Source organism: Bariatricus sp. HCP28S3_D3 (assembly GCF_052065755.1).
In the GTDB taxonomy this organism is placed as follows: domain Bacteria; phylum Bacillota; class Clostridia; order Lachnospirales; family Lachnospiraceae; genus Allocoprococcus.
The window spans coordinates 257,939-282,183 of the sequence record NZ_JBQHTK010000001.1; the positions used below are offsets into that span (position 1 = coordinate 257,939).

Here is a 24,245-nt window from a genome sequence, read left to right on the forward strand (position 1 = left end):
TTATTTATTAGCTATTTTACTAACACTTCTTTCCTCTGTCAACTCAAAAAAGAATCTCAGATACAGAAATCTCCTATTTATCCAAAGGTTCATTCAGAATTTCCGTTCCCGGAAGCGTAAAACGTCCATTCTCGATCAATACAATTTCTTTTCCTTCACAAGTAAATACACTGATTTTTCCCAGTTCCTCATATGGAATGGTAATATCCGTATGACACTGGAAATATGCTTGTTCCGGGTTTTCTTTCCGGCATGCACTCACACTGTTCTCTTTGGCGATGATCTCCTTGCCGTTTGGATTATATACCACGTTATCCTCCGCCCAGCTGTAGCAGGTATCCCCCACCGCAAAATGCGGTCCCATCTTTTCGGCGATCAGAATCGGAAGCTTATCCGCTATGTCATACTTTTTCGCTGCCATATATGCAGTTGTATTCGTACCGATTGCGAACTCACCCAATGGAAGTGATTCATGATTGTGCATAATATTATCACAAATATACTTTTTATTCTCTTCCTCAGATTCAAAGTTACTACAAGTATATTCTGTCGTTTTTCCTTCTTTAAAATGAATTTCCAAATCCCGGTACTGCAGTTCGTTCAGATAAACCTTACTTACATATAAGACGCCTTCCGTTCCTTCAAGCATTGGGGAAGTAAACACTTCGCCGACCGGAATATTCACATCCGCGACACAATTCTCAAAAATGGTTTCCTTCTCCGGATTCTTAAGTCTGCAAAGGCTCACCTTCAAATCAGTCTTATTGGCTCCTTTTCCCAAAATTCTAACATATTCTCCCTGATCCAGCGCATCGATCAGCGTCTGCTGCACCTTTTCATATACATTTGCATCCAGTGTATTGATCCGGATGACTTCATCAAAAATTTCCGGATATTTATTCCCAATTTCCGGAAGTGGCCAGGAAATGATCGTAAAACTTCTCTCCTCACCTTTGATGTATTGATTGGTAATCTGACCTGCACGAGAATTCATTATAAGAAGTAACTCTTCCTGCTTTTTCGAGAAAGTAACCGCTTCCGGTTTGGTCACCGGTGCAAACGGTTTTTCGCCAAATACTTCCATGACCGCAGGACCTGCAAAACTCCCCGCCAGCTCTTTATTTTTCTCCAAAACAGTCCGCATCACTTCCAGCTTTCTTTCCATGAATTGTTTATCCAGGACCAACCCCAGATCATCTTTATGATCATAATCGTACTGCTTATTCGGAATTCCTCCATAGAATCCATTCTTTCCCAGACGCGGACGCGTAATCACGCTGGATGCAGCTCTGTAAATGGTCGGCTTCAATCCCATTTTTTCAAAATTTTGAATAGCCTTGCGTACAACTCGTTCAAATCCCAGTACATACCGAATATTGACAACAGATTTCTTTGACAAATCTTTACCCGTATTGATGAATCCTACACGAAATCCCTCTGTATAGGTATCCGCCATCTTATCAATGGTCTCCTGTGGAAGACTATTAAGATATTCTGCCGTCTTTAATTCATTTTCACTCACATATTCTCCAAACCGGTACAGGTATCTGAGGTCTGTCAGATCCGACTCCATAATACGCTTTACTGCAAAATCATATGCCTCAGGATCGATCTGCTCAACCACTCTGTCCGCTGCATAGACATCACAATAATCACTGGCATACCAGTAAAAAATCTCCTTCAGACTTTCAGGCGAAGGAGTCTCTTCTTCTTCAAATTTATTATAAATTTCAATGAATAATTCGTTTCCTATAACGATATAATCATATCGTTCCTCATACACATATCCGATATCTCCACGAAGTTCCGTATAAAGTGCACTTAAAAAAGCACCGAGTTCTTCTCCGAGTTCTCTCACGGCATATTCCGGATTTGCGTAGGATGTCTCATAATTCTGGGGCAGCACATCATAGTAAAGCATTTGCATCTCTTCTTCCAGACGTTCCTTCGTCATACTCGCTCTCGCTGAAGTATGTCTGCTGTCTTTGATATCATGAATCCTTAGCAAGAATTCCGCCACATGTCGAAAATAAGATTGATACGGTTCTTTTACCGTATTTTCTTCGGTAATTTTCATAATTCGTTCCAATGTCAGATAGTATCTTTCTTCCACTATATAAGCCCCCTTACAAACACCAGGATAAGACAGAACAATATAAATCCATTGATTCCTATGCCTATTTTACAGCTTAGATAATTCTTATCCCGCTCACGAAACCCTTTTACTCCAATACTCAGCCCCACTCCTGCAAGAATCATATCAAAAAGCCCGAAGCTGCCGATCATCGCCACCGAGTTTCCTTTATGTATAAAAGCGGTCAGGATCAATGCGACAAAAATCCCCGCAACAACAACCGCTATCATACAGGACAACAGGCCTTTCCTGGAATGTCTGAGTTTCGCCTGTCCATATTTCCGGTTTCCCCTTTTTTTTCTCTCTCTATCTCTTTCCCTTTCTCGCGCCTGCTCTTTTTCTCTCCCGATTCGCATCATGCCATCTCCTTATCGTGTTGCAAATTACAAATATAATGTATCCGAGCACACCGCCGATCGTATTGAGCAGCAGATCATCCACATCAAAGCTCCCCACCCGGGAAACAAACTGAAAAGCTTCCACAAGGAAGCTCAGTCCAAAACTATAGAACAGCGTCAGAAAGAGACTTCGGTACCTGCTTGCCATCGGCATAAAAAATCCAAACGGTACAAAAATCAGTACATTGCCAAACAGATTCGCATATGCGATCCAACCAAGCCGGTCCCGGTGATACCAAAATCTATTGATTTCCTGAAACAGAACCAGATTATAATGATATTCTCTCATTTCTCCGGTTCGTCCATACCAGTCCGAAAAGATCAAAAAATACAATAGAAATCCTATATATAACACAAATAAGATCTTTCCGAGTATCCGAAATCGCTTCCTTTTTTTTGCTTTCAATTCAAAGCATCCTTCCTAAAACGTCAAACCTCTTTTTGCCTTGAACAGATTCGCCCCACTGATGATCATGACTACTCCGGCCACAACACCGACAACAATCATTACGATTCCCACTGCAAGACTCGCTGCTCCGGTATATCCCATTACTTTATATGCTTTCTCAGTCATCGGATTTCCTCCTTATTTTGCACCATACTGTTCATAGTATGCATCGATTGCCGCTTTCAATGTATCGTCGATTACAACCTGTCCATTCACTTCTTTATTATAAAGACATTCTACGACTTCTGCCATTGTAACAATTGCTGATGTATCAAATCCATACAGATCCTTTACTTCTTCCAGCGCGCATTTTACACCGCCCTTTCCAACTTCCATTCGGTCCAGAGATACAATCAGGCCAACGATCTCGACCTCAGCGGCGTTCCTTACCTTCGGAACGGTCTCTTCCATTGATTTTCCGGATGTAGTAACATCCTCGATCATGATCACACGATCTCCATCCTTCAGTTTACTTCCAAGGAAACTTCCTTTGTCAGCACCATGATCCTTTTCTTCTTTTCTGTCTGAACAATAACGCACTTCTTTTCCGTACAATTCACTGTAAGCAACTGCTGTTACAACACTGAGTGGAATTCCTTTGTACGCCGGTCCGAACAGCACGTCGAAATCATCTCCATATTTGTTATGAATTGCTTTTGCATAGTATTCTCCGAGCCTTTTCAGCTGGGATCCGGTCACATATGCACCTGCATTCATGAAGAATGGTGATTTTCTTCCGCTTTTCAATGTAAATTCTCCAAATTTTAAGACCTGGCTTTCCACCATAAATTCAATAAACTCTTTCTTATACTGTTCCATAATCCATTCATCCTCCAAATTGATCACTGTTCTGTCTCTATTTCACAATTCCTACCATATCTTTCACATTTGCAAAACCATATTTCTTCATATATGCTTCAATTCCATCCACGATTTCCATCGTTACTGCCGGATTGTGGAAGTTTGCAGTTCCTACCGAGACAGCACTTGCCCCGGCAAGTATCATTTCAATGGCATCCTTTGCACTTGCGATCCCTCCCATACCGATGACCGGTACCCGTACCGCATTTGCTGCCTGATACACCATTCGTACTGCAATCGGATGGATTGCCGGGCCAGACACTCCTCCGGTTTTATTTGCCAAAACAAATTGTCTGCGGTCAATGTCGATCTTCATTCCTGTCAGAGTGTTGATCAGAGAAATGGCATCCGCCCCTCCAGCTTCAACCGCTTTTGCCATTTCAGAAATATCAGTCACATTTGGGCTCAACTTCATGATTACCGGTTGTTTTGCATATTTTTTCACTTCTTTTGTAATATTCTCAGCCGCTTTCGGGTTCTGTCCGAATGCGATTCCACCTTCTTTCACATTCGGACAGGAAATATTGATTTCCAGCATATCCACGTCTTCCTCTGCAAGACGTTCTACAACTTCACAATAATCCTCTGTTGATTTTCCGCAGACATTTACAATAATTCTGGTATCATATTTTTTCAAAAATGGAATGTCTCTTTTACAAAACAAATCAATCCCGGGATTCTGAAGTCCCACGGCATTCATCATTCCTCCGCAGGTCTCCGCCACTCTCGGCGTAGGATTCCCCGCCCATGGAATATTTGCCACACCTTTTGTAGTAACTGCCCCCAGTCGGTTCAAATCCACAAATTCTTCAAATTCAGCTCCGGACCCAAAAGTACCCGATGCTACTGTTACCGGATTCTTCCATTCTACGCCAGCTATATTTACACTCATGTTTATTTCTGTACTCATCAGATTTCCACCTCCGTAGATAAGAACACCGGTCCATCTTTACAGATTCGCTTGTTATTTACATTACTGTGATGATCCTTTTCTTTGGACTTGCAGACACAGGCCAGACATGCACCAATTCCGCATGCCATTCTCTCTTCCAGGGAAATGTAGCATTCGATTCCGTGTTCCTCCGCAAAAGCCTTGATTGCCCGCAACATCGGAGTCGGTCCGCACGCATAAATAATATCTGCGGTAAGTCCGTTCTCCCGGATTGCATCCATGACATTGCCTTTGGTTCCCACGCTTCCGTCTTCTGTCGAAATATATACGTTACCGTTCTGTTCGAATTCTTCCCGAAGGAATGTATGCTCATCTCGGTAGCCGACCACGATCTGTCTGTCGGCATCTAACTGCTTTGCCAATTCCAAAATCGGCGGCACACCGATTCCGCCTCCCATAAGAAATGCCGTTTTCCCTTTTCCTCTGTCCAGCGGGAAACCATTGCCCAGCGGTCCGATAACAGGAACCGTATCGCCCGCTTTCATTTCTGAAAACTGTTTTGTCCCCGTATCTTCACCTGTTACACGGTAAACCACGCGAAGCTCACCTTTTTCCCGATCAATCTCACAGATACTGATCGGTCTCGGCAGCAGCTTGCTTCCATCATTCGTGTACATGGAAATGAACTGCCCCGGGCATGCCGTCTTCGCCGCTTCAGTCTGAAGCCACATACTGAAAATGCCATCCGCAATCTGCTCCTGTGAAGATATGACTGCGCTTTCTTTTTTTCTGTCTGCCATCTTTATGCTATCTCCTGATTCTGATTTCTCTATTTTTTCGCTCACAGCTGTTTTTCCTGCTCTTGGATCCTTTACAGCAAAGCCTCGTAAAGTCTCCACTCTCCCCGGTTCCATTTTACCGCTGCTCAATGCTCTCACGAATGTCTAAAGCCATGGCTTCTACCGCAGCACGGGCAGCATCACCAAAATTCTCCGCTCCGTATTTTGCGTATGCCTCCTGTTTGTAAGCTGCGATAATTCCTCGTGATGAGTTTACGATTGCACCCAATCCATCCTCATTGAAGAAATGCACCAGATCTTTTCCTTTTCCCCCCTGTGCTCCGTATCCCGGAACCAGGATATAAGATTTCGGCATGATCTTACGAAGGACTTTTCCCATCTCCGGATAGGTTGCTCCAACAACCGCTCCAATGTAGCTGTATTCGTCTCCCATATGGTCAGCACCCCATTCAGCCACTTTTTCTCCAACCAGTTCATAGAGCGGACGTCCGTCTATCAGACGATCCTGAAATTCTCCGCTGGACGGGTTTGATGTTTTTACCAGAATGAAAAGGCCTTTCTTCTCTTCTTTACATACCTCAATAAAAGGCTTTACGCCATCTGATCCAAGATAGGGATTCACCGTTGCAAAATCTTCATCGAACGGCACATATGTCTTGCTTCCCACCTGCACTTTACCAAGATGCCCTACTGCATATGCTGCAGATGTAGAACCAATGTCGCCTCTCTTAATATCACCGATTACGACAAGTCCTTTCGACTTGCAGTAATCTACGGTCTTTTTGAATGCTTCAAGCCCCGGAATGCCAAACTGCTCATACATAGCGATCTGTGGCTTCACAGCAGGAATCAGATCATATGTCTTATCAATGATTTCTTTGTTAAACTGCCAGATTGCCTCACCAGCGCCTTCCAGCGTCTCACCAAACTCTGCAAATGCTTTCTTCTGTACATGTTCCGGCACATAATTCAGCATAGGGTCAAGCCCTACCACAATCGGTGCTCCTGTTTTTTTAATGTTTTCTACTAATTTGTTAATCATAATAGTCTTCTCCTCATATTTCTCATGTATTTATCTTTGATAAACAATCTTTCCATCTACAATTGTACAGGCAACCTCACCTTTTACCGGATATCCATTAAAAGGAGTATTTTTCCCTTTCGAAGCAAATTTTTCTACATCAATCCGATATTCCTTCTCGGGGTCGAAGATAACCAGATCCGCGATTTTTCCTTCAGATACAGAACCTTTGTCATTTAAGCCGAGAATCTTTGCCGGATTATAGCTCATCTTTTCCGCCATCTTCATGACAGTAAGGATTCCCGGTTCCACCAGCTCTGTATAGGTAAGTGCCGCACTCGTCTCAAGTCCTACAATTCCAAATGCCGCCTTTGCCATGGAGCGATTCTTTTCTTCTGCGGAATGTGGCGCATGATCGGTAGCAATCACATCCATAGTTCCATCTGCAAGACCTCTTTTCAGCGCCTCTACATCCTCTCTTGCCCTTAGTGGAGGATTCATTTTATAATTTCCATCATCTTCCCGGATATCATCTGTACACAAAGTAAAATGGTGTGGGCACACCTCTCCGGTTACCGGAAGGCCTTCCGCCTTCGCTAGTCGGATCATCTCCACGCTGTCTTGAGTCGAGCAGTGACACAAATGGAGTCTCACACCAGTTTCTTTTGCAAGAAGTATATCTCTTGCCACGATGACATCCTCCACTGAATTTGTAATTCCCGGAAGTCCCAGTTCTTTCGCCTTCGCATCCGCATTCATCACACCACCTTCTACCATTGTGATGTCTTCACAATGTGCGAAGATGGATATTCCTTCTTCTTTTGCAATCTTCATGGCTTTCCGGTATAGCGATGCATTCATAACCGACTTGCCGTCTTCACTGATGGCATGACATCCTGCTTCTGCCATTCCTCTTATGTCAGCAAGTTCCTCACCCAGCTGACCTTTGGTGATTGCACCAAGCTGAATAACGTGAACCGGGCTCTCATGTGCCGCCCGTTCATGCAGCTCCTCTATCATCTGACTCGTATCCGTAACCGGTCTTGTATTCGGCATTGCACAGATCGTCGTTACTCCGCCTCTTGCCGCTGCCATCCCTCCCGTTTCCAGAGTTTCCTTGTAGGTAAGTCCCGGATCCCTCAGGTGTACATGCAAATCAATAAATCCCGGCATGACATACATACCTTTGGCATCAAGCACTGTATCCGCATCATCCCGAACTGAATCAGCCACTTTGATAATACGGTCGTTCTCTATCAGAACATCCTGTACGGCGTTCAGATCGTTTTCCGGATTCACAACATGTCCATTTTTAATGAGTAATTTCATAGTTTCTAATCCTTTCTGCACATCCCGTTATCATAAACATTCTATCATAGACAACCTTAAAAGGGAATGCCGATTTTGGCATTCCCTTCATATTTTCTTCATTCTACATCACTGATCAAGCTTTTTCCGAATCTCCTCCAGCGCCGCTTCAAGCTGATTATCAGCATCCGGATTCGTTTCATCATACTGATACTCCACTTCAATATCAGGTTCAATTCCCTTTTTATGTATGTTTCTTCCATTTGGAGTATAGTACTCCATCGTTGTCATTGTAACACTGCTTCCGTCACTGATTGGGAAAACGCTCTGTACGATCCCTTTTCCGAAAGTCTTCTTCCCTACGATTGTACCAATTCCATAATCCTGAATGGCACCGGCAAAAATTTCCGACGCACTTGCACTGTTCTGATCAGCCAGAACACAAAGTGGCTTTGTAAACTGATGTTCTTCATCCGAATACTGCGTTTTCTCATTTCCCTCTTTGTCTTTGGTATATACAATCTTTCCTTCCGGCAAAAGCTGATCCAGTATCTCACATACAACATCCAGAAGCCCACCCGGATTGTTACGGACATCCACAATGAGTCCCTTCATATTCTGCCCTTCCAGTTCGTCAAATGCCGTCTGAAACTGTTCATACGTCACTTTATTAAATTCGGTGATCCGGATATATCCGATTTCCTCTTCCTTCATCTCGTACTGCACTGTCTGCGACTGGATTTTTTCTCTTGTGATGTCCATTTCCACTTTTTCTTTCTTCTCACCCCGGAGCACAACAACGTTCACCATCGTGTTTTCTTCTCCTCTCACAAGAGAAACCACTTCATCCAGATTCATATCCGTTACATCCACTCCGTCAACCTCATACAAAATATCACCGACCCGGACACCCGCTTTGCCGGCCGGCGTGTCCTCGTATACATGCACTGCTGTTATGAGCTTTGTTTCCGTATTTTGGCTGAAAAGAACGCCAATACCATAGAATTCTCCATCAACATCGCTATAATATTTTTCCGTCTCCTCCGCATCGCGGTAAATCGTATAAGGATCTCCCAATGCTTCGATATATCCGGCATACGCCCCCTCTTCCAGGGTTTCCTGATTCACTTCATCTGAGTAGAGGAATTTTTCTTCAATGAGTTGATCCAGTAATTTGATCTTACTTTTTCCGTTTGCCACATTCTGCTCCGCCTTGCTTACCGGCAGATAATTCTTTGCAGTCATTCCGATCATGACCACTAATAACACAGCAAGGGCACCACAAAGTGTGCCCTTCCAAAATTCTTTTTTATTTGAATTTTCTTCCATATTCTTCCTATTTCCACTTGTCTATGTATTTGTTTACAAGTATAGCAGCGGATCTACCGGGGTACCGTTTACATGTACTTCAAAATGAAGATGCGGCCCTGTAACAATACCGGTCGCTCCCACAGCTGCGATATTCTGTCCACGGGACACCTTATCTCCCACACTCACATACAAAGCGCTGCAGTGCTGATACCATGTCTGCATCCCATTACCATGATTGATTACAACATAATAACCTCGTGCACTGTTATACTGAGCAGTAATAACCGTACCACTGTCCGCTGCATAGATTGGTGTACCGGTGCTTGCACCATAATCGATACCATCGTGTCTGCTCGTCGCACCTGCAGTCGGCGCCACTCTGTAACCAAACCCACTGGTAATATAAGCTCCGGGAACCGGATGAGAAAGCTTCCCATTGCCGGTAATCACAATCTGACTGTTACCGTTATTCGGCTGATATACATTGCTTTGATTCTGCTGCTTTCTTCTTTCTTCCGCTGCTTTCGCTTCAGCGATCAGTTTCTTCAATTCATCTGCGTTTGCACTGATTTCAGAAGATAAGTTGTCAATCTGAATATTCTTTTCATCCAGAAGCGCCTGCATCTCTGTCTGTTCGTTCTGAAGCTGATCTCTGAGCGTTTCAAGCTGCGCATACTCCTCTTTCAGCGCTTCTTCTTTCTTCTCAATATCTTCCCGGATTTTCTGGAACTCCTTCAGCATATTTCTGTCATATTCCGTCACCTGCTGAATATACTCAATCTTATTCAGAAGCTCCGACATACTCTTTGAGGTGACGAGGATCTCGATCAGCTCTGTATTATTGTTCTCATACATATATTTGATGCGAAGCTTCATACTCTCATACTGATCATTCTCTTTTGCTTTCGCCTCAACCAGATCCGTCTCCGCAACATTGATTTCCTGTTCTTTATCAGATAGATCCTGCTGCGTCTTCTGCATTTTTTCCATAATAGAATCAAGCTCTTGCGACAGCTCAGCCTGTTCCTGTTCCGCTTTCTTCTTCTCTTCTTCAAGAGCTTCCTGCTTTTTCTTCGCATCTGCGACCTCATCAGCCCGCACAGGCTGTACCATTCCCAGGCACAGAACTCCGGCCAGAAGTAAGCTTAGTAACCTTTTCTTCTTTATCATATTCGTCCCCTTAATCCTCTATACACGATTACACATGTAAATGTTTCCTGATTGTAAAGAAACTTCCCATGAAACCAATTCCGATTCCTAACGCCAGTCCCACGGGCAAAAGTGTCTTATATACTTGTGCAACCGGAAGAAAATCCAGTATATTCTTGAGTAGTTCAAACTTCATAAGGACGTAATTAATCGCCTTATCATACAGGAAATACAACATTGCCAGTGGGATTGCCGCTCCTACCAGTCCGATCAGTACACCTTCAAAAATAAATGGTGCACGTACAAAACTGTCTTTCGCACCGATATATTTCATAATTGCGATTTCTTCTCGCCGCACGGTGATACCCATTGTAACCGTATTGCTGATCAGGAATACAGACACTGCAAGCAAAATGGCAATGATCGCTGCAGATACCCAATAGATCAGACGGTTAATGCTGTTCAAAGTATTTGCAACCAGATCCGATTTGTTGACTTTCCGCACACCCGGAAGTGATTTTGCGAATTCAACCACTTCTTTCTGTGAAGCCACATCATCCATAAAAACTTCATAACTGTCTGAAGTTGCAAGCGGGTTATCATTCTTGAATCCCTCTGCCGCCTCCTGTGCATCTTCACCGAAATAGTCGTCTTTAAAAGATTCCCATGCATCATCGGCTGATATATAATTTACTTTGCTGACATCATCTCTGGCCAATAGCTCCGTTTTAATATCAGCAATCTGTTCTTCCGTCGCATCTTCTTCAAAGAAAATTGTGATTGCCACACCTTCTTCTGCTTTGTGTACGATATACTGAAAGTTCATTACGATTGCAAAAAAGAGGCCGAACACAAAAATACAAGCCGACATGGTAGCAATAGATGCCAGAGAGAACATCTTATTTCTTCCGATATTTTTGACTCCCTGCTTCACCGAATATCCAATTGTACTAATTCTCATTTCTATACCCACCTTTTCGTTCGTCGCTGACAATGACCCCCTTTTTCATTGTAATAACGCGCTTTTTCATCTCGTTCACAATTTCCTGGTTATGAGTAACTACCAGTACTGTAGTTCCTCTTTCGTTCGCCTCTTCCAACAACTTCATGATTTCCCATGAGTTCGTCGGATCAAGGTTACCTGTCGGTTCATCGGCCAACAAAATCGCAGGTTCATTCACAACAGCTCGTGCTATCGCAACTCTTTGCTGTTCTCCTCCGGACAATTCCTTCGGATATGCTTTATATTTCTGTGCAAGTCCTACCAGTGAAAGCGCTGCAGGTACCTTCTTTTTGATGACCCTGCTTGATTTCTCTGTAACTCTCTGCGCAAACGCAATATTTTCGTAAATATTACGGTCTTTCAACAGTCGGAAATCCTGGAACACAACTCCGATTCCTCTTCGGTACTGCGGAATCTGACGATGCTTCATTCGGTTCAGATTCTGCCCGTTTACAATAATCGTTCCTGACGTCGGATCAATCTCCTTCATCAGAAGACGAATCAGAGTGGATTTTCCGGATCCGCTGTCACCTACAATGAATACGAATTCGCCCTGTTCGATCGTCAGATTGATCCCATTCAGCGCGGCAATACCCTTCGAGTATTCTTTCGTAACTTCTTTCAGTTCTATCATATGCTCCTCCTAATTATTAATACTCCAGTGTCTCCATATACTTCATGTATTTGACAACCATAAGTGCGATCTTAAATGTGATTGCATCCTCGAACACACGAAGATCCAGTCCTGTACTCTTCTGAAGTTTATCCAGGCGGTATACCAGAGTATTTCTGTGAATATACAATTGTCTGGATGTCTCGGAAACGTTCAGGCTGTTCTCAAAAAACTTGTTGATTGTCGTAAGAGTTTCCTCATCAAACTCATCCGGAGATTTCCCCTCAAAAATTTCACGGATAAACATCTTGCAGAGCGGAATTGGCAGCTGATAGATCAGTCGTCCGATTCCCAGAGCACTGTAAGCAATCACTTCCTTCTCATCGAAGAAAATCTTTCCCACATCCAAAGCCAGCTTGGCTTCTTTATAAGATTTTGAAACTTCTTTGATGTCATTCACGATCGTCCCATACGCTATGCGGACATTCTCTTCCCCTTCTGACTTGAGAAGATCCAGAATCTCATGCGCTGTCTTGTCCATTTCCGGATAACCGTCATTTGCTCCCAATTCTTTGACAACGATAATGTTTTTTTCATCTACAGCTGTGATAAAATCCCGGCTCTTTCCACCCAGAACAGAACGAAGACTGTCGAGCGCACTGATATCTCTTTCGTGAGAAGTCTCAACTATAAAGATAACACGTTTCACCTCAGTGTCAATATGTAATTTTTTGGCGCGGTTATAAATATCGACCAGAAGAAGGTTATCTAACAACAGATTTTTAATAAAATTATCCTTGTCAAACCGCTCCTTATATGCAACCAGCAGGTTCTGAATCTGGAAAGCAGCAATCTTCCCAACCATATAGACATCTTCACTGCCACCATTGGCAATCAAAATGTATTCAAGCTGATGCTCATCATAAATCTTAAAAAACTGGAAACCTTGTATTACCTGACTTTCCGCAGGAGATTCCACAAAAGAAAGCACTGCGTTTCCATAGTCACCTGGTTCTGTAAAAGTTGTGGCAAGAGTCTTGCCGTCTGTATCCATCACTCCCAAATCTATTCTCGTAATTGCTTTTAAACCTTCAATTGTGTTTTGCAATATCTGATTTGATATCATACTTTCTTCTCCTCCAATTATACATTTTACACAACAGCGTTCCCCCGAAAACATGGAAATGCAAATATACTTATACTATACTTTAATACAAATCAACAAAAAAATAAAGAGGAAATCACATTTTTTTATGCATTTCCTCAGTTATTTTTTTATAAATATTTATTTTTCAAGTTGGAAATTGTTACTAACTTTTTTCTTGTCCTTTTCCACTTCACGTTTCAGGATCTTACGTATCAAGAATTCTCTGAACCGCACTCTCCATGTTTCTTTCTGTGTCATAATTCCAGACTCTGTTCCGATTCCCAGCCAGAGCCGAGTATTGAGCAGGTTCTTACACCGCCGGATGAACTCCTCCTGTTTCGGAGAAACCATGCTGGACAACACACAGTCCACCTCCGCACCGTTAATCTGATTTGTAATCAGATCATCTGCACTCTCATCTTCCGGCACACATGCCGTTCCGGCAATCTGAATCCCCGTATATTCACTTTGTAAAAATTGCTCAAGCTTCTGTGTCTCTTCCGGCAAATCTGTCAGTAAAAAAACGCGCGAACGATTTTTATGAAAATAATGGAACACCAGCTTCATAAACACCTGATTATGCGCTTCCTGAAGCTTTTTCTTTTCCGTCACTTCTGCCGCTTCCAGAATCGATTCATCTCCTGCAATCACCAGATCAAGCTGCTCGATATCTTCTTTCAGGCCTTCTGTCTGAGCAGCCTTCATAAGGATATCCACTGTCAAGATTTCAACCGTATTTACAGGTTCTGTGTGCATATATTCCGTGACTGCCTTCATCGCGTCTTTTGCTGTATAATCATCCAACTGCACATTTAACACGTTCATTTTTCCATCCATAAAACTCACCTGTTTTCAAGTTTTCAGTCAAGCGATTATATCAAACCCACTGCATTTTTTCAACCAAAGTCGCAAAATATTCACAGTTATTTCTAATTATTCATATTTCTTAACAATATTGTAAACTTACTCCCCTTCTTTTTTCTTTTTCGACATCAATCCTCCGATTCTACCGGTCTCCTTCGCAGACAGCGATCTCCATCCGTCTTCCAGAACTTTATCCAGAAGTCCTAGTTCTTCGGCAATTTCGTATTTAATCTTTTCTTCTGTCTCCATCCGTTCAATATCTTCACGACATATCTTTTTTTGCTTCTTACCAGCCATCATGATCTCTCCTTTTCATGGAGTATTTCCTTACTTTATCAGATTTATTCTGTCTTTTCACACAAAAATGCTTTATAATAACATTATATCTGATAAGAAATGAGGTCCCACATATGCTGTCACAACAGGAATACTATATACTGACCTTCGAAACCAATGCTGATGTCATGTATGCAGAGAAACGAATCCAAGAACATTTTGCGATTACGATCATGCCAGTGCCCGGAGAATTTCACAGTGGCTGCGGTCTTGCAATTCGTTTTCTGGATCCGGACGAAACCTCCATTCTCACTTTTTGTCGCACGCTCCCCCTGCATGGAACGTTATATAAAATGCAGACAAGACGCGAAAATGGCAGAAGACCCTTCGAGAAGCTTCTCTCGTTCTGACAGGTCTTCTGCCATAAAACCATTCCGCGATTCTATGATTCTTTACGGCTGTTCCGGAATAATCACTGCTGCTATAAAATATACCAGAAGTCCGGTTCCGCAACTCATACATGCAAGAAGTGCACCTCCAAGCCGGATCAACGTCGGATCAATATTAAAATATTCCGCTATACCTCCGCATACTCCACAGATCATTCTGTTCTCTCTTGACTTGTATAATTTTTTTTGTTCCATTTTTCTTTCTCCTTTCCTTACAATTTTTCCCTTACAGGCCAATGTTTATCGTACAAATGTTATTGATACATCTCCGGCGCCACAGACGATCTCAACCGTTTTGCTGCTTCCATTGTCAATCTCCCTGGCAACTGCCAGTCCACCGTATTCCTGATCGGCAATCTCAATTTCTCCAGCTCCGCATTTCAAAGAGTAGTTAAAGTCCTTTTCATTTCCGCAAAGATCAAGATCCATTTCTCCAGCCCCGCATTTCAGATCAACATCTCCGTTACATGTTCCTTCCAGTTCTAGATCTCCGGCGCCCACTTCTGCCACAAGATTATCTACATCAGCGTTTCGAATATCGCAGTCCGCCGCTCCGATCTTCAATTCCATTTTTTTCGCGTAAAGCCCATCTGCCATTACATTTGCCGCACCCGCATGCAATGTGATGTTTTCCATTCTTACCGATGCCGGAACTTCTATATAAAGTATTCCAAACCCATGATTCTTGTTCTTGATTTTACAAACATCCCAGATCTGATTTCCTTTTTCCATATAAATTTTTAATTTACTGCCGCTTGTCTGCATTCTGATACTGACTCCCGTGTCTCCAAAAGTAAGTTTCGATGTATCGACTCGCAGCTTTTCATCTGTTCCCTGAACAAGTTCCACATCACAACCACCAAGAATCATCTCAAGCTCTGTGATATCATCATATTCCATCGCTGCTTCCGGATTCAGATATTCATTTTCCAGCGGATCATCATCCCATTCCATATCATCGTCTCCAAACAGCACAATTCCATTCGGATATTCTTTCCGTAAATCATGGATACGGAATCCAAGCACCAAAGCCGCTCCGCAGAATATCAATCCCATCACTACAATCGTCGCAATAACGATCCAGAATATTTTCCATCCTCTTTTCATTAGCAGGCCCCTCCCTTCTTTCTTAGAAATGGTTTTCTACAAAGTTCTACAAACCAACGGAATACCGGTGGGACGATTTTTGCACAGATCCAGCCAATCAATGCTGTCAGCATAATGCCTAATGCAAGTACCAGCAGTCCGGCGCCAATCAATGCCAAAGCCACCGGTGCCGAATGAAAGATCTGCGTAAATCCCACTGCTGCAATCCCGATTCCAGAAACGGAAACCGCAACCCCAGATACAAGGACTGCTGCAACCACTGCCACGATCGCAATCAGAATTCCAAGGATCGCCGCAAGGATTCCGACCACCGCCGGTATCACGAACGGTGCTCCGATCAGAACGATTAAAACGATAAGGATAATCTTCAGTGTCTTACTCGTCCAGGGTTTTTTCTCCCTATAATCACTTTCGCTCATTCTACGTCCCGTGCTTCGGTATCCTTCTCTTTTCGCCGGAGAATCATTCTTTTCAAATCGGGTATCTGTATATCCGGTTTCCCTGTATTCACTATGAAATTCGTTCTGTCCGCCAAGACCTGCTTTGATCGTCTCGGCTACCTTCCTCGGACTTTCCAATTCTTTGATAATGTCAGCTTCATTCTCTGCGCCTGCATCATCAAAATAATCATTATAATACTGCAATGCCTCTTCTCTTTCCTCCACGGACAAGTCCCAAAGCAATGCACGCAGCTCATTCATAAATTCTACGCGTGTCATAAGTTCACTCCTTCCTCGAACATATCAGTAATCTTCTGCGAGTATTTCTTCCACTCTGCCCGGTAAAGCTGAAGCTGCGCCATTCCCTTATCCGTCACTTTATAATAGCGTCGATTTCTTCCGTCAAACTGCATATCATATACTTCCAGGCATTCATCCTTCTGTAGTCTCCTCAATACCGGATACAGTGTCGATTCCGATACTTCCAGGGCTTTCCTTACATCCTGGGTTATCTTATATCCGTACGTTCCCTGCTGTTCTTTGGAAACTACTGCCAATACAATGGCATCCAGAAGAGCCGCTCCGGTGTTAAATACCATGCTCTCACTCCTTTTTCTATTTTAGAATCTGCAATATTATTCGATCCCTTATATTATTTTTATACTTATATTATATACCGTATAATATTGTTTGTCAATACATTATTATTTCAAAAATAAAAAAGCACTCTCACCCTGTTTTCTTCGGTAAAAATGCTTTTTTCATCGTCCAATTCGATTTTTATTTCATAACGCAATACAGAATGATCACCTGTACAACCAGAATCCCCGGTACTCCTAGTTTAAATTTTAAATGTCGCGTTTTATGTCGGAATACCTGCATTCCAGCCAACGCTCCGATTGATCCTCCGATCACCGCAAGGAAAAGTAGCGTTCTTTCCGGAACTCTCCATTGCTTTCTGATTGCCTTTCTCTTATCGATTCCATACACGCAGAATGTCAGCATATTGATCACGATCAGATATATCACTATTTCTTTCCAAATCATTTTTCCAGTCTACCTTCCTGATCTACCAGCAGAATTTCTTCACCAAGCGTAAAGGAATAAATCACTTCTTCTTTTACATTTTTTAATGTCATTTGTTCCAGTGCTCTGGCATAAAGCCGAAGCTGCTCCTGATATTTTTCCACCAGTTCTCTTCCAAATTTCACCTGATCCGTCTTATAATCAAGCACCACAAGTCCATCATCTTCTTCCAGATACACATCGATAATTCCCTGAATCAGCACCAGTTCCCCAGAAGCAGTGTCCGGATAAAGTTCTTTGGCATCAATCCCGAATACAAAAGGCTGCTCTCGATGAAGTCTGCCGCATCCTGCCGCTTTTTTCATTCTTTTTCCCATATCAGTATCCAGAAAATGCAAAATATCATCCGGCCGGATACATGCGGCCATCTCATTCGTCAGAAATCCCTGCTGCCGGAAATAATCGATTTCTTTTCGGAGCACTTCTTCATCGTACTCCTTCGTAAAATCCAGAAGTTCCAGCAATTTATGATAGGTACTTCCCCGGGATGCCCCTGTCAGTTCCTCTTTTTCCTGTAAAAACTCAGGGATCAACGGCACCACATCTTCCTCTTCCACCAGCATCTCTCCGTTTTCTTCTTCCCCCAAAAGATATGCTCGTTTTTTCAATTCAGAAACAGTAAATTTCATTTTAAGCTGTTCTTCACCCTCATATGGATACTGATAAGTGAACTGTTCGGCAATTCTGGCTGCAAACGCCTCATCGTGGCTCGCAAACGGGCTGCCTTCATTTGTGACTTCCTGCAGCATCAATGATGCATCCAGTTGTTCTTCCAGGCTCCTTTCCGCCTCCATAGCAGTAAGATCTGAAGGTGATATCACCTGGACCTGCACAGAATCCGATTCATGCAGTCTCAGGGTTGCCGGAATTACCCAGTCCAGATAAGTCTTTGCTCCGATCAGTCTGGTGAATTCCAGCGTGTCTTGTCCTTCTTCCAAAAATGTATCGAGTATCTCCAGTTTCTTTTGGGCTCCCGGAATGACTCCTGTCATAATCAGCTTTTCTTTTGCCCTTGTCATCGCAACATAAAGGACTCTCAGTTCCTCTCCCAGATTCTCCAGTCCGGTTTCCATCTGAATCACTTTTTTCAAAATTGCCGGAGACTTCGTACGTCTCGTCAAATCAACCGCATCGATCCCGATTCCCAGATCGGGATGAATCACAACGCTTCCCCGGATATCCTGAGTATTGAATCGCTTTCCCATGCCTACAACAATAACGACAGGAAATTCCAGACCCTTGCTTTTATGAATACTCATGATACGCACCGCATCCGTCTGTGCATCGTAAATGCCCGCCTCGCCATAGTCCACTTCATATTTCTGAAGCTGTTCAATGTATCGGACAAAATGAAATAATCCTTTATAACTGGTAGCCTCAAACGTCTTTGCCCTTACAAGAAGCATCTCCAGGTTCGCCAGCCTCTGTTCTCCGCCCGGCATGGCAGATATATATCCCCTATATCCGGTTTCCGTCATGATCTGCCAGAGCAGATCATGAATCGAGGTATATGGGATACGACTCCGCATATCCTCGATCTGTTTCAAGACTTTTCGAAGTTTCGCACCAGTCTCTCCTTCTATATTTGCCACCATCCGTACGGAGTCATAAAACGGCTGTTCCGGAAACATAACACGAATTTCCGCCATTTCTTCATTGCTTAGGCCGCCAAATGGAGATTTTAGGACCGCCGCAAGAGGCAGCTCCTGCCTGAAATTATCCAGAACGCGGAGGTAATCCAGCATCCACCCAATCTCCAGCGTTTGAAAGTACCCTTCCTTCGACTCTGTATACGCGGGAATACCTTCCTGACTTAAAACTCGCGCAAATACATCCGCCCATCCGCTGATACTTCTCGAGAGAATTACGATATCGCGGTATTCCACCTTACGGAATGTTTGGGCATCCTTATCCCAGATTTTCTGACTGTCCATCAACAAATGAATCCGTTCAGCCACCGCCTTCGCTTCCATTTCCCGCGCTGTCTGCACAGATTTTTTCTGTCGCGTTCCTTCAATTTGTCCTTCTTCTTCCTCCTGCGTGTCAATCAGTAATAGTTCCGCCTCATTGCCCGGACAATCCGGGTAGTCCGCTCCTACATAAAGGGCCGCGTGATCGTCATATTCAATTTTCCCCAGATTTTTCGTCATAATCTGACGAAAAATTCCATTGACAGGTTCCAGCACCTCCGCTCTGCTTCGAAAGTTCTTATGCAGATCAATTCGACGGCAATCTCCGTCCTCTGTACTGTAATGTTCAAACTTTTCCATAAAAAGTTCCGGTCTGGAGAGTCGGAATCGATAGATACTCTGCTTTACATCCCCCACCATGAAAAGGTTATTTTCTCCTTTGCTTACTCTGGAAACACTGGTCAGTATCGCTTCCTGAAGAAAGTTACTGTCTTGATATTCATCGATCATAACTTCCTCAAACTGTTCCTGATATTCCAGGGCAGTCTCCGAAGGAACCAGATACCCATTTTCCTTTCTGGTCAGAATTTTGAGTGCAAACTGCTCCATATCCCGAAAATCAATCAGATTCTTTTCCGCCTTCTTTTCCGCAAATGCCCTTTCAAATTCTTTCACCAGATTCACAAGTACAGTCACAACAGGTAAACACATCGCGAGGTCCTCTTTCATCCCCTCCGGGCTCTGGAAAAAATAGCCTTCTCGCAGATTCTCGATCAGTTTCTTCCACGTCTCTCTCAGCTCTTTAACCTGACCGGTAAGCTCCGGATCCACTTCTTTGTCACGATTCGGTGCAAGACGTGCCCAACTTCCTTTCTCCGGGAACACTCGCCACATCTTCTCATAAGTGTCCGCCGCAAAAAGAGGTTTCAGTATCTGTTCATCCTCATCGATCGTTTTTTCATACATATACGGGCCGGAAGGCTCATTACAAAGCATTCTCGCCTTTTCCATATACGCGCGAATGTCTCCCAGACAGTTTTGAATATAGGCAAATCCCCTTTTCATAAATTCCGAGTCTTCTTCCATCCCTGACTGATAGGCCGCCACACACTGATCCAGCCAGGCATCCGGGTCCGGATAACTCCCTGAAAAATGATACAACTGTTCAATAATCTCTTCCAGTTTCGTGTCTTCCCGTCCAGTTGCAAATGTCTCTACAAATTGGAGAAACAATTCATCTTCTTCGGCAAAATGTGCTTCCAGCATTTCTTTTAAGACATCCTGCCTCAAAAGGCGCAATTCTCCGTCTTCCGCCACCCTGAATCCCGGGTCCAGATCGATCACATGAAAATACTCTCGGATCACAGACATACAAAAACTGTGGATCGTTGTGATCCTGGCAGTATGTATCAGATCAAGCTGATGCTTTAAATGTTCATCCTGTGGATTTTCTTCCACTGCTTTTCCGATTGCCGCCGCAATACGTTCTTTCATTTCCGCTGCCGCAGCATCAGTGTAAGTCACGATCAGCATCCGGTCAATATCAAGCGGAGGAGTCTCTTTCGTCAGACGGCTAATGATACGTTCTACCAGAACCGCTGTTTTTCCGGAACCGGCCGCCGCCGAAACCAGGATATTCCGGTTTCTCAAGTCAATAACCTGCTGTTGCTCCTTCGTCCACGTCACGCCCATCTATCGTTCCCCCTTTCCGGATATTTTATGCAACACTTCTTCTCTGGTATATACAGGAAGATTCCGATACTCATATCCCTGAATCTGGTCATCAAATCCGCAGATCTCCCTATATATGCAATAATCGCACCCTGTCTGTTTTCCCATCTCGTAAGGCGCCGCTTCTGCATTTCCACTCAACATCTTTTCCCGCAGATCATTCCGTTTCTTTGCCGCATAATCCAGTATCTCTCTGAATTCTTCATCATTCACGGTCTTGGATGTTTTGGACAATCCATTCTTCGTTCGCGATACTGGAATCACGCTGGATCCCGCCGTAAAATCCTGATCCAGCTTCTGAATCACTGCCTCATCTGCATTGACCAGTCCATCCAGACGCAATTCTTTCATGATTGCCTCTTCCAGTTTCTCCTGATCGATCTGCTTCTCCACCACCGGATCTTTAATCCGATAATAGAAGATTCCTGCAGGTACAACCCTTTTTCCCGGATGTTTTCTCTCTTCCAGCTTCAATGCTTCCTCCATATATACAACAAGCTGCAGTTGGAGTCCATGGTAAAACGCTGCCATATCAAAAGTTTTTGTTCCGGTCTTGTAGTCGAGAATTTTCACGTAAACAGAATCCTCCGTCTCACAGGTGTCGATCCGGTCTATTTTTCCGCTGCCAAATCGCACCTCATACCCTTCCGGCCGAAACTGTCCCTTTTCCAATTGTCTGGTCATCGCCCACACCGTCCGGCGCATCATCCGTTTGATACGTGGAATCATATAAGCATTACGCGCAGAACTATAAAGGACCGTATTACTGTAATCCACAATACTCTCGTCCACGCTTTCCTCGATCAGTTTTCGACTATCCGCTTCAGATATTTCCGTCCACCCTTCCTGTTCTTTCTCCAGTTTAAGAGCATACTTCTCCATTGCTGAATGAAATATATTTCCGAAATCCAGCGCTGCAAAGCGGTATTCCTCTCTCTCCTTAAGCCGGAGCCCGTAAGCTATAAAATGTGCACAGGCACAAGCAACGAATTTCTCCATTCTGGATACACTCGGATCCCAGGGCCCATAGAGCTTTTCAGCCGTCTCTTTCGCCAGTGAATCTTCCCGTTTCCGATACCTGCTCGCATTTACCAGCCTTTCCACATCCTTTTTCCATCTCTCATCTTTCAAATACCAGCGATATAGCTCCTGCCATATTCCATCTTTTTGCCGCTGGGGCTTTCTCAATCCTTCAATCAGATAATCGATTCCTAGCTCCGGCACCAGTTCCAGCACTTCCGGTCCATACTGATCCATATCATAAATCGGTACTTCCGGAAAAATCTTCTTAAGCTCCCCGATCAGATAAGAAGGACGCAGACTTTTTCCTTCTGCCGAAACTTTGCTGAAACTGACAGTCAGTTCTTCCGTAGGTTTCGTCATATGAAGATAAAGATAAAACTTCTGAATACAGGTTTTTTCTTTCGTTCCCGGTGTCAGAGTGATTCCGGCATTCTCGAACCGCTCCCTGTCATGCTCGGTGATCAGTCCCTTCGTAGGCATAATCCCCGGCACCAGATTATCATTCGCTCCCAGGAAAATCAGAGCCTTGATATTCTTCAAACGCGTTCTCTCAACATCACCCGCCATTACTTCGTCCAGACTTGGAGGAATCACTCCCACTCTCGCCTCCTCGAGCCCGGCATCCAGAAGTTCTGAATATTCCTTGAGTGAAATATATTCATCTCCAAGAAGTCCAACAAACTTATCAAAGAGCTCCATGACAGCCCGGTAAATCTGCGAATATTCCTTTGCCAGTGCCAGCTCCCCCGCCTCCGCAAACTGGTTCTCCTGAACCTTTATCTTCTGCTGCATTTCCTCCTGTACCAGAAATTCATAGAGTGCGGTCGTCACATCCTTCACCGTTTTTTTACGCTGCTTCAGCACAAACATCAGTCCGTCCATCTTTTCCACCAGACGCACCCGCAAATGATTCAGTGTCTCCAGGTCTTCTTCTGTCGTCTGCGCACTGCGTCTGATCCATTTTTCCTGCCATTTCTTATACCCACGGATTCCAAGTGCAAGGACATAGTTTTCCATCAGATCCACTTCACCTGATGTAAATCCTGCAAGTCCGGTTCTCAAAAACCTAAATACACTCTCGTAGGAAAAATTCTGTTCTGCAATTCCAAGAAGACTCCGCACATATTCCACGAAAGAATTCAGAAGTACATTTCTCTTATAATCCAGGAATACCGGAATATGATATCTTGCAAAGTTCTTTTCGATTTCGTCAGCATAAACATTCATATCACTGGCAATCACGGCAATATCTCTATACCGATAGCCCTTCTTCCGCACAAGAAAGCGAATCCTCTGAGCCGCACACATAACTTCATCTGCCGGATTATGCGCCAGATACAAGCGGACACGATCCGTTTTTTTCTGATACTTCTCTTGAGCATGCCGAAACACTTCTGATTCCAGATGTGCAAGCGCAGGATTACAGCGGAAGCGATAAACCGGCCTGCTATAAAGACAGACCGACTCTTCCACCAAAACCTCTTTTTCCTGTGCCAGTTCTATGAGTGATTTCACCATCTGCTTACTTAATGAGAAAAGCTGATACTTGTCCTTTAACACATAAGGATTCTCACGCTCATCCATAGTAACCGTCATGCAGACTTTGCTGCAATATGTCAGCATTTCACCCAGGACCTTATTCTGTACCGGTGTAAATCCGGTAAATCCGTCCAGGGCGATCACGCTGTCTTTCAATATCCGGGATTTTCCCATCACCCGGCTGAGCACATCCAGAATTTCTTCCTTCGTAATATATTGATCAGCCAGATACTGTTCAAATGCCGAATAAACCGTTTGAATATCCTTTAGTTTCAGCAAAAGGCTCATATTGTCACCTGCCGCATCGAATAAAGGCCCCATTCCTTCCGGCTGGATATTATATTGTGTCAGTTCTGAAATAACCGATTTTACCTCACTGGTATAACCCGGTTTTTTCAGGTTAGCTTTGATAACTTTTAATGACGGTTCCAGCTTTCCGGCTATCTTTCTCAGAATCAGATTCTTTCCTTCGTCATCCAGTACTTTACGCCCACTTTCCCCTGTTTCTTCCATCACGCGAAATGCAAGACGAGCAAAACTAAGCACATCAATATTCATAATCCCATGTCTTGGATGACGCATGACCAGCTCCTTTTGTGTCTGCATCGTAAACTGTTCCGGAACCAGTACAATATAATTTTTATCCGGGAACCGTATTGATTCCCGGATAATATATTCATACAAATAATGAGATTTTCCGGATCCGGAATTTCCAAAAATAAACTGAAGAGACAT

General features: G+C 43.6%; 24 protein-coding genes. 1 reads left to right on the forward strand and 23 read right to left on the reverse strand.

The genetic code is table 11. The features are described 5' to 3' along the window. Window positions 1–73: 73 nt before the first annotated feature. The 16 genes from ACTNB3_RS01200 to ACTNB3_RS01275 all read right to left on the reverse strand — a co-directional run bounded on the left by ACTNB3_RS01200 (window position 74) and on the right by ACTNB3_RS01275 (window position 14,246). Entirely contained in the window at window positions 74–2,116 is a 2,043-nt protein-coding gene (locus ACTNB3_RS01200) for an aminopeptidase (RefSeq protein WP_441024348.1), read from the reverse strand. Beyond that, entirely contained in the window at window positions 2,113–2,493 is a 381-nt protein-coding gene (locus ACTNB3_RS01205; protein ID WP_441024200.1) for a DUF6142 family protein, read from the reverse strand. The genes ACTNB3_RS01200 and ACTNB3_RS01205 overlap by 4 nt, the downstream gene beginning before the upstream one ends. Continuing rightward, window positions 2,441–2,938 carry a VanZ family protein gene (locus tag ACTNB3_RS01210; protein ID WP_427806252.1) on the reverse strand — a complete coding sequence of 166 codons (498 nt, stop codon included), beginning with the start codon at window positions 2,936–2,938 and terminating at the stop codon, window positions 2,441–2,443. Before ACTNB3_RS01210 ends, ACTNB3_RS01205 begins: the two co-directional genes overlap by 53 nt. Window positions 2,939–2,953: 15 nt before the next feature. Continuing rightward, complete coding sequence (locus tag ACTNB3_RS01215) at window positions 2,954–3,106, reverse strand: hypothetical protein (protein ID WP_427806251.1); 153 nt, start codon at window positions 3,104–3,106, stop codon at window positions 2,954–2,956. A 12-nt stretch (window positions 3,107–3,118) separates the two neighbouring features. Next, a complete protein-coding gene (gene pyrE, locus ACTNB3_RS01220; RefSeq protein ID WP_427806250.1) occupies window positions 3,119–3,799 on the reverse strand; it encodes an orotate phosphoribosyltransferase in 681 nt (226 codons plus the stop codon). A 37-nt stretch (window positions 3,800–3,836) separates the two neighbouring features. After that, window positions 3,837–4,739 (reverse strand): dihydroorotate dehydrogenase, encoded by a 903-nt coding sequence (locus ACTNB3_RS01225; protein WP_427806334.1) that lies wholly within the window; start codon window positions 4,737–4,739, stop codon window positions 3,837–3,839. An 11-nt stretch (window positions 4,740–4,750) separates the two neighbouring features. Continuing rightward, window positions 4,751–5,533 (reverse strand): dihydroorotate dehydrogenase electron transfer subunit, encoded by a 783-nt coding sequence (locus ACTNB3_RS01230; RefSeq protein ID WP_427806249.1) that lies wholly within the window; start codon window positions 5,531–5,533, stop codon window positions 4,751–4,753. A 115-nt stretch (window positions 5,534–5,648) separates the two neighbouring features. Further along, window positions 5,649–6,575 carry an orotidine-5'-phosphate decarboxylase gene (pyrF, locus tag ACTNB3_RS01235; RefSeq protein ID WP_441024202.1) on the reverse strand — a complete coding sequence of 309 codons (927 nt, stop codon included), beginning with the start codon at window positions 6,573–6,575 and terminating at the stop codon, window positions 5,649–5,651. Window positions 6,576–6,605: 30 nt separating this feature from the next. Next, window positions 6,606–7,883, reverse strand: coding sequence for a dihydroorotase (locus ACTNB3_RS01240; RefSeq protein ID WP_441024205.1), 1,278 nt, complete (start codon window positions 7,881–7,883; stop codon window positions 6,606–6,608). A gap of 108 nt (window positions 7,884–7,991) precedes the next feature. Continuing rightward, complete coding sequence (locus ACTNB3_RS01245; RefSeq protein WP_441024207.1) at window positions 7,992–9,191, reverse strand: S41 family peptidase; 1,200 nt, start codon at window positions 9,189–9,191, stop codon at window positions 7,992–7,994. 33 nt (window positions 9,192–9,224) lie between these two features. Continuing rightward, window positions 9,225–10,343, reverse strand: a complete 1,119-nt coding sequence (locus ACTNB3_RS01250) for a murein hydrolase activator EnvC family protein (RefSeq protein ID WP_427806245.1) — start codon at window positions 10,341–10,343, stop codon at window positions 9,225–9,227. Window positions 10,344–10,371: 28 nt separating this feature from the next. Then, entirely contained in the window at window positions 10,372–11,283 is a 912-nt protein-coding gene (gene ftsX, locus ACTNB3_RS01255) for a permease-like cell division protein FtsX (RefSeq protein ID WP_427818858.1), read from the reverse strand. Further along, on the reverse strand, window positions 11,273–11,959 hold the full coding sequence (gene ftsE / locus ACTNB3_RS01260; RefSeq protein ID WP_427806243.1) for a cell division ATP-binding protein FtsE: 687 nt from the start codon (window positions 11,957–11,959) through the stop codon (window positions 11,273–11,275). The genes ftsX and ftsE overlap by 11 nt, the downstream gene beginning before the upstream one ends. Window positions 11,960–11,975: 16 nt before the next feature. Beyond that, window positions 11,976–13,064: a PucR family transcriptional regulator gene (locus tag ACTNB3_RS01265; RefSeq protein ID WP_427806242.1), complete on the reverse strand. Its 1,089-nt coding sequence runs from the start codon at window positions 13,062–13,064 to the stop codon at window positions 11,976–11,978. Between the two features lie 159 nt (window positions 13,065–13,223). Continuing rightward, on the reverse strand, window positions 13,224–13,922 hold the full coding sequence (locus tag ACTNB3_RS01270; RefSeq protein ID WP_427806241.1) for a WecB/TagA/CpsF family glycosyltransferase: 699 nt from the start codon (window positions 13,920–13,922) through the stop codon (window positions 13,224–13,226). 126 nt (window positions 13,923–14,048) lie between these two features. Further along, entirely contained in the window at window positions 14,049–14,246 is a 198-nt protein-coding gene (locus tag ACTNB3_RS01275; protein WP_427806240.1) for a small, acid-soluble spore protein, alpha/beta type, read from the reverse strand. A 113-nt stretch (window positions 14,247–14,359) separates the two neighbouring features. Here ACTNB3_RS01275 and ACTNB3_RS01280 point away from each other — a divergent pair, with 113 nt between their 5' ends. Then, window positions 14,360–14,635: a DUF3343 domain-containing protein gene (locus tag ACTNB3_RS01280; RefSeq protein ID WP_427806239.1), complete on the forward strand. Its 276-nt coding sequence runs from the start codon at window positions 14,360–14,362 to the stop codon at window positions 14,633–14,635. 42 nt (window positions 14,636–14,677) lie between these two features. Here ACTNB3_RS01280 and ACTNB3_RS01285 read toward each other — a convergent pair whose 3' ends face one another. The 7 genes from ACTNB3_RS01285 to addB all read right to left on the reverse strand — a co-directional run bounded on the left by ACTNB3_RS01285 (window position 14,678) and on the right by addB (window position 24,245). Then, window positions 14,678–14,869, reverse strand: coding sequence for a PspC domain-containing protein (locus ACTNB3_RS01285; RefSeq protein WP_427806238.1), 192 nt, complete (start codon window positions 14,867–14,869; stop codon window positions 14,678–14,680). Window positions 14,870–14,914: 45 nt separating this feature from the next. Continuing rightward, window positions 14,915–15,781: a DUF4097 family beta strand repeat-containing protein gene (locus ACTNB3_RS01290; RefSeq protein WP_441024209.1), complete on the reverse strand. Its 867-nt coding sequence runs from the start codon at window positions 15,779–15,781 to the stop codon at window positions 14,915–14,917. Then, the gene (locus tag ACTNB3_RS01295; RefSeq protein ID WP_427818855.1) at window positions 15,781–16,500 is read right to left on the reverse strand and encodes a DUF1700 domain-containing protein; all 720 of its coding nucleotides are present in this window, start codon (window positions 16,498–16,500) and stop codon (window positions 15,781–15,783) included. Before ACTNB3_RS01295 ends, ACTNB3_RS01290 begins: the two co-directional genes overlap by 1 nt. Beyond that, window positions 16,497–16,820, reverse strand: coding sequence for a PadR family transcriptional regulator (locus ACTNB3_RS01300; RefSeq protein ID WP_441024212.1), 324 nt, complete (start codon window positions 16,818–16,820; stop codon window positions 16,497–16,499). Before ACTNB3_RS01300 ends, ACTNB3_RS01295 begins: the two co-directional genes overlap by 4 nt. Before the next feature lie 181 nt (window positions 16,821–17,001). Further along, window positions 17,002–17,268: a DUF1294 domain-containing protein gene (locus ACTNB3_RS01305; RefSeq protein ID WP_427806234.1), complete on the reverse strand. Its 267-nt coding sequence runs from the start codon at window positions 17,266–17,268 to the stop codon at window positions 17,002–17,004. After that, window positions 17,265–20,909 (reverse strand): helicase-exonuclease AddAB subunit AddA, encoded by a 3,645-nt coding sequence (addA, locus tag ACTNB3_RS01310; protein ID WP_441024214.1) that lies wholly within the window; start codon window positions 20,907–20,909, stop codon window positions 17,265–17,267. The genes ACTNB3_RS01305 and addA overlap by 4 nt, the downstream gene beginning before the upstream one ends. Further along, window positions 20,910–24,245 carry a helicase-exonuclease AddAB subunit AddB gene (gene addB, locus ACTNB3_RS01315; protein ID WP_441024217.1) on the reverse strand — a complete coding sequence of 1,112 codons (3,336 nt, stop codon included), beginning with the start codon at window positions 24,243–24,245 and terminating at the stop codon, window positions 20,910–20,912.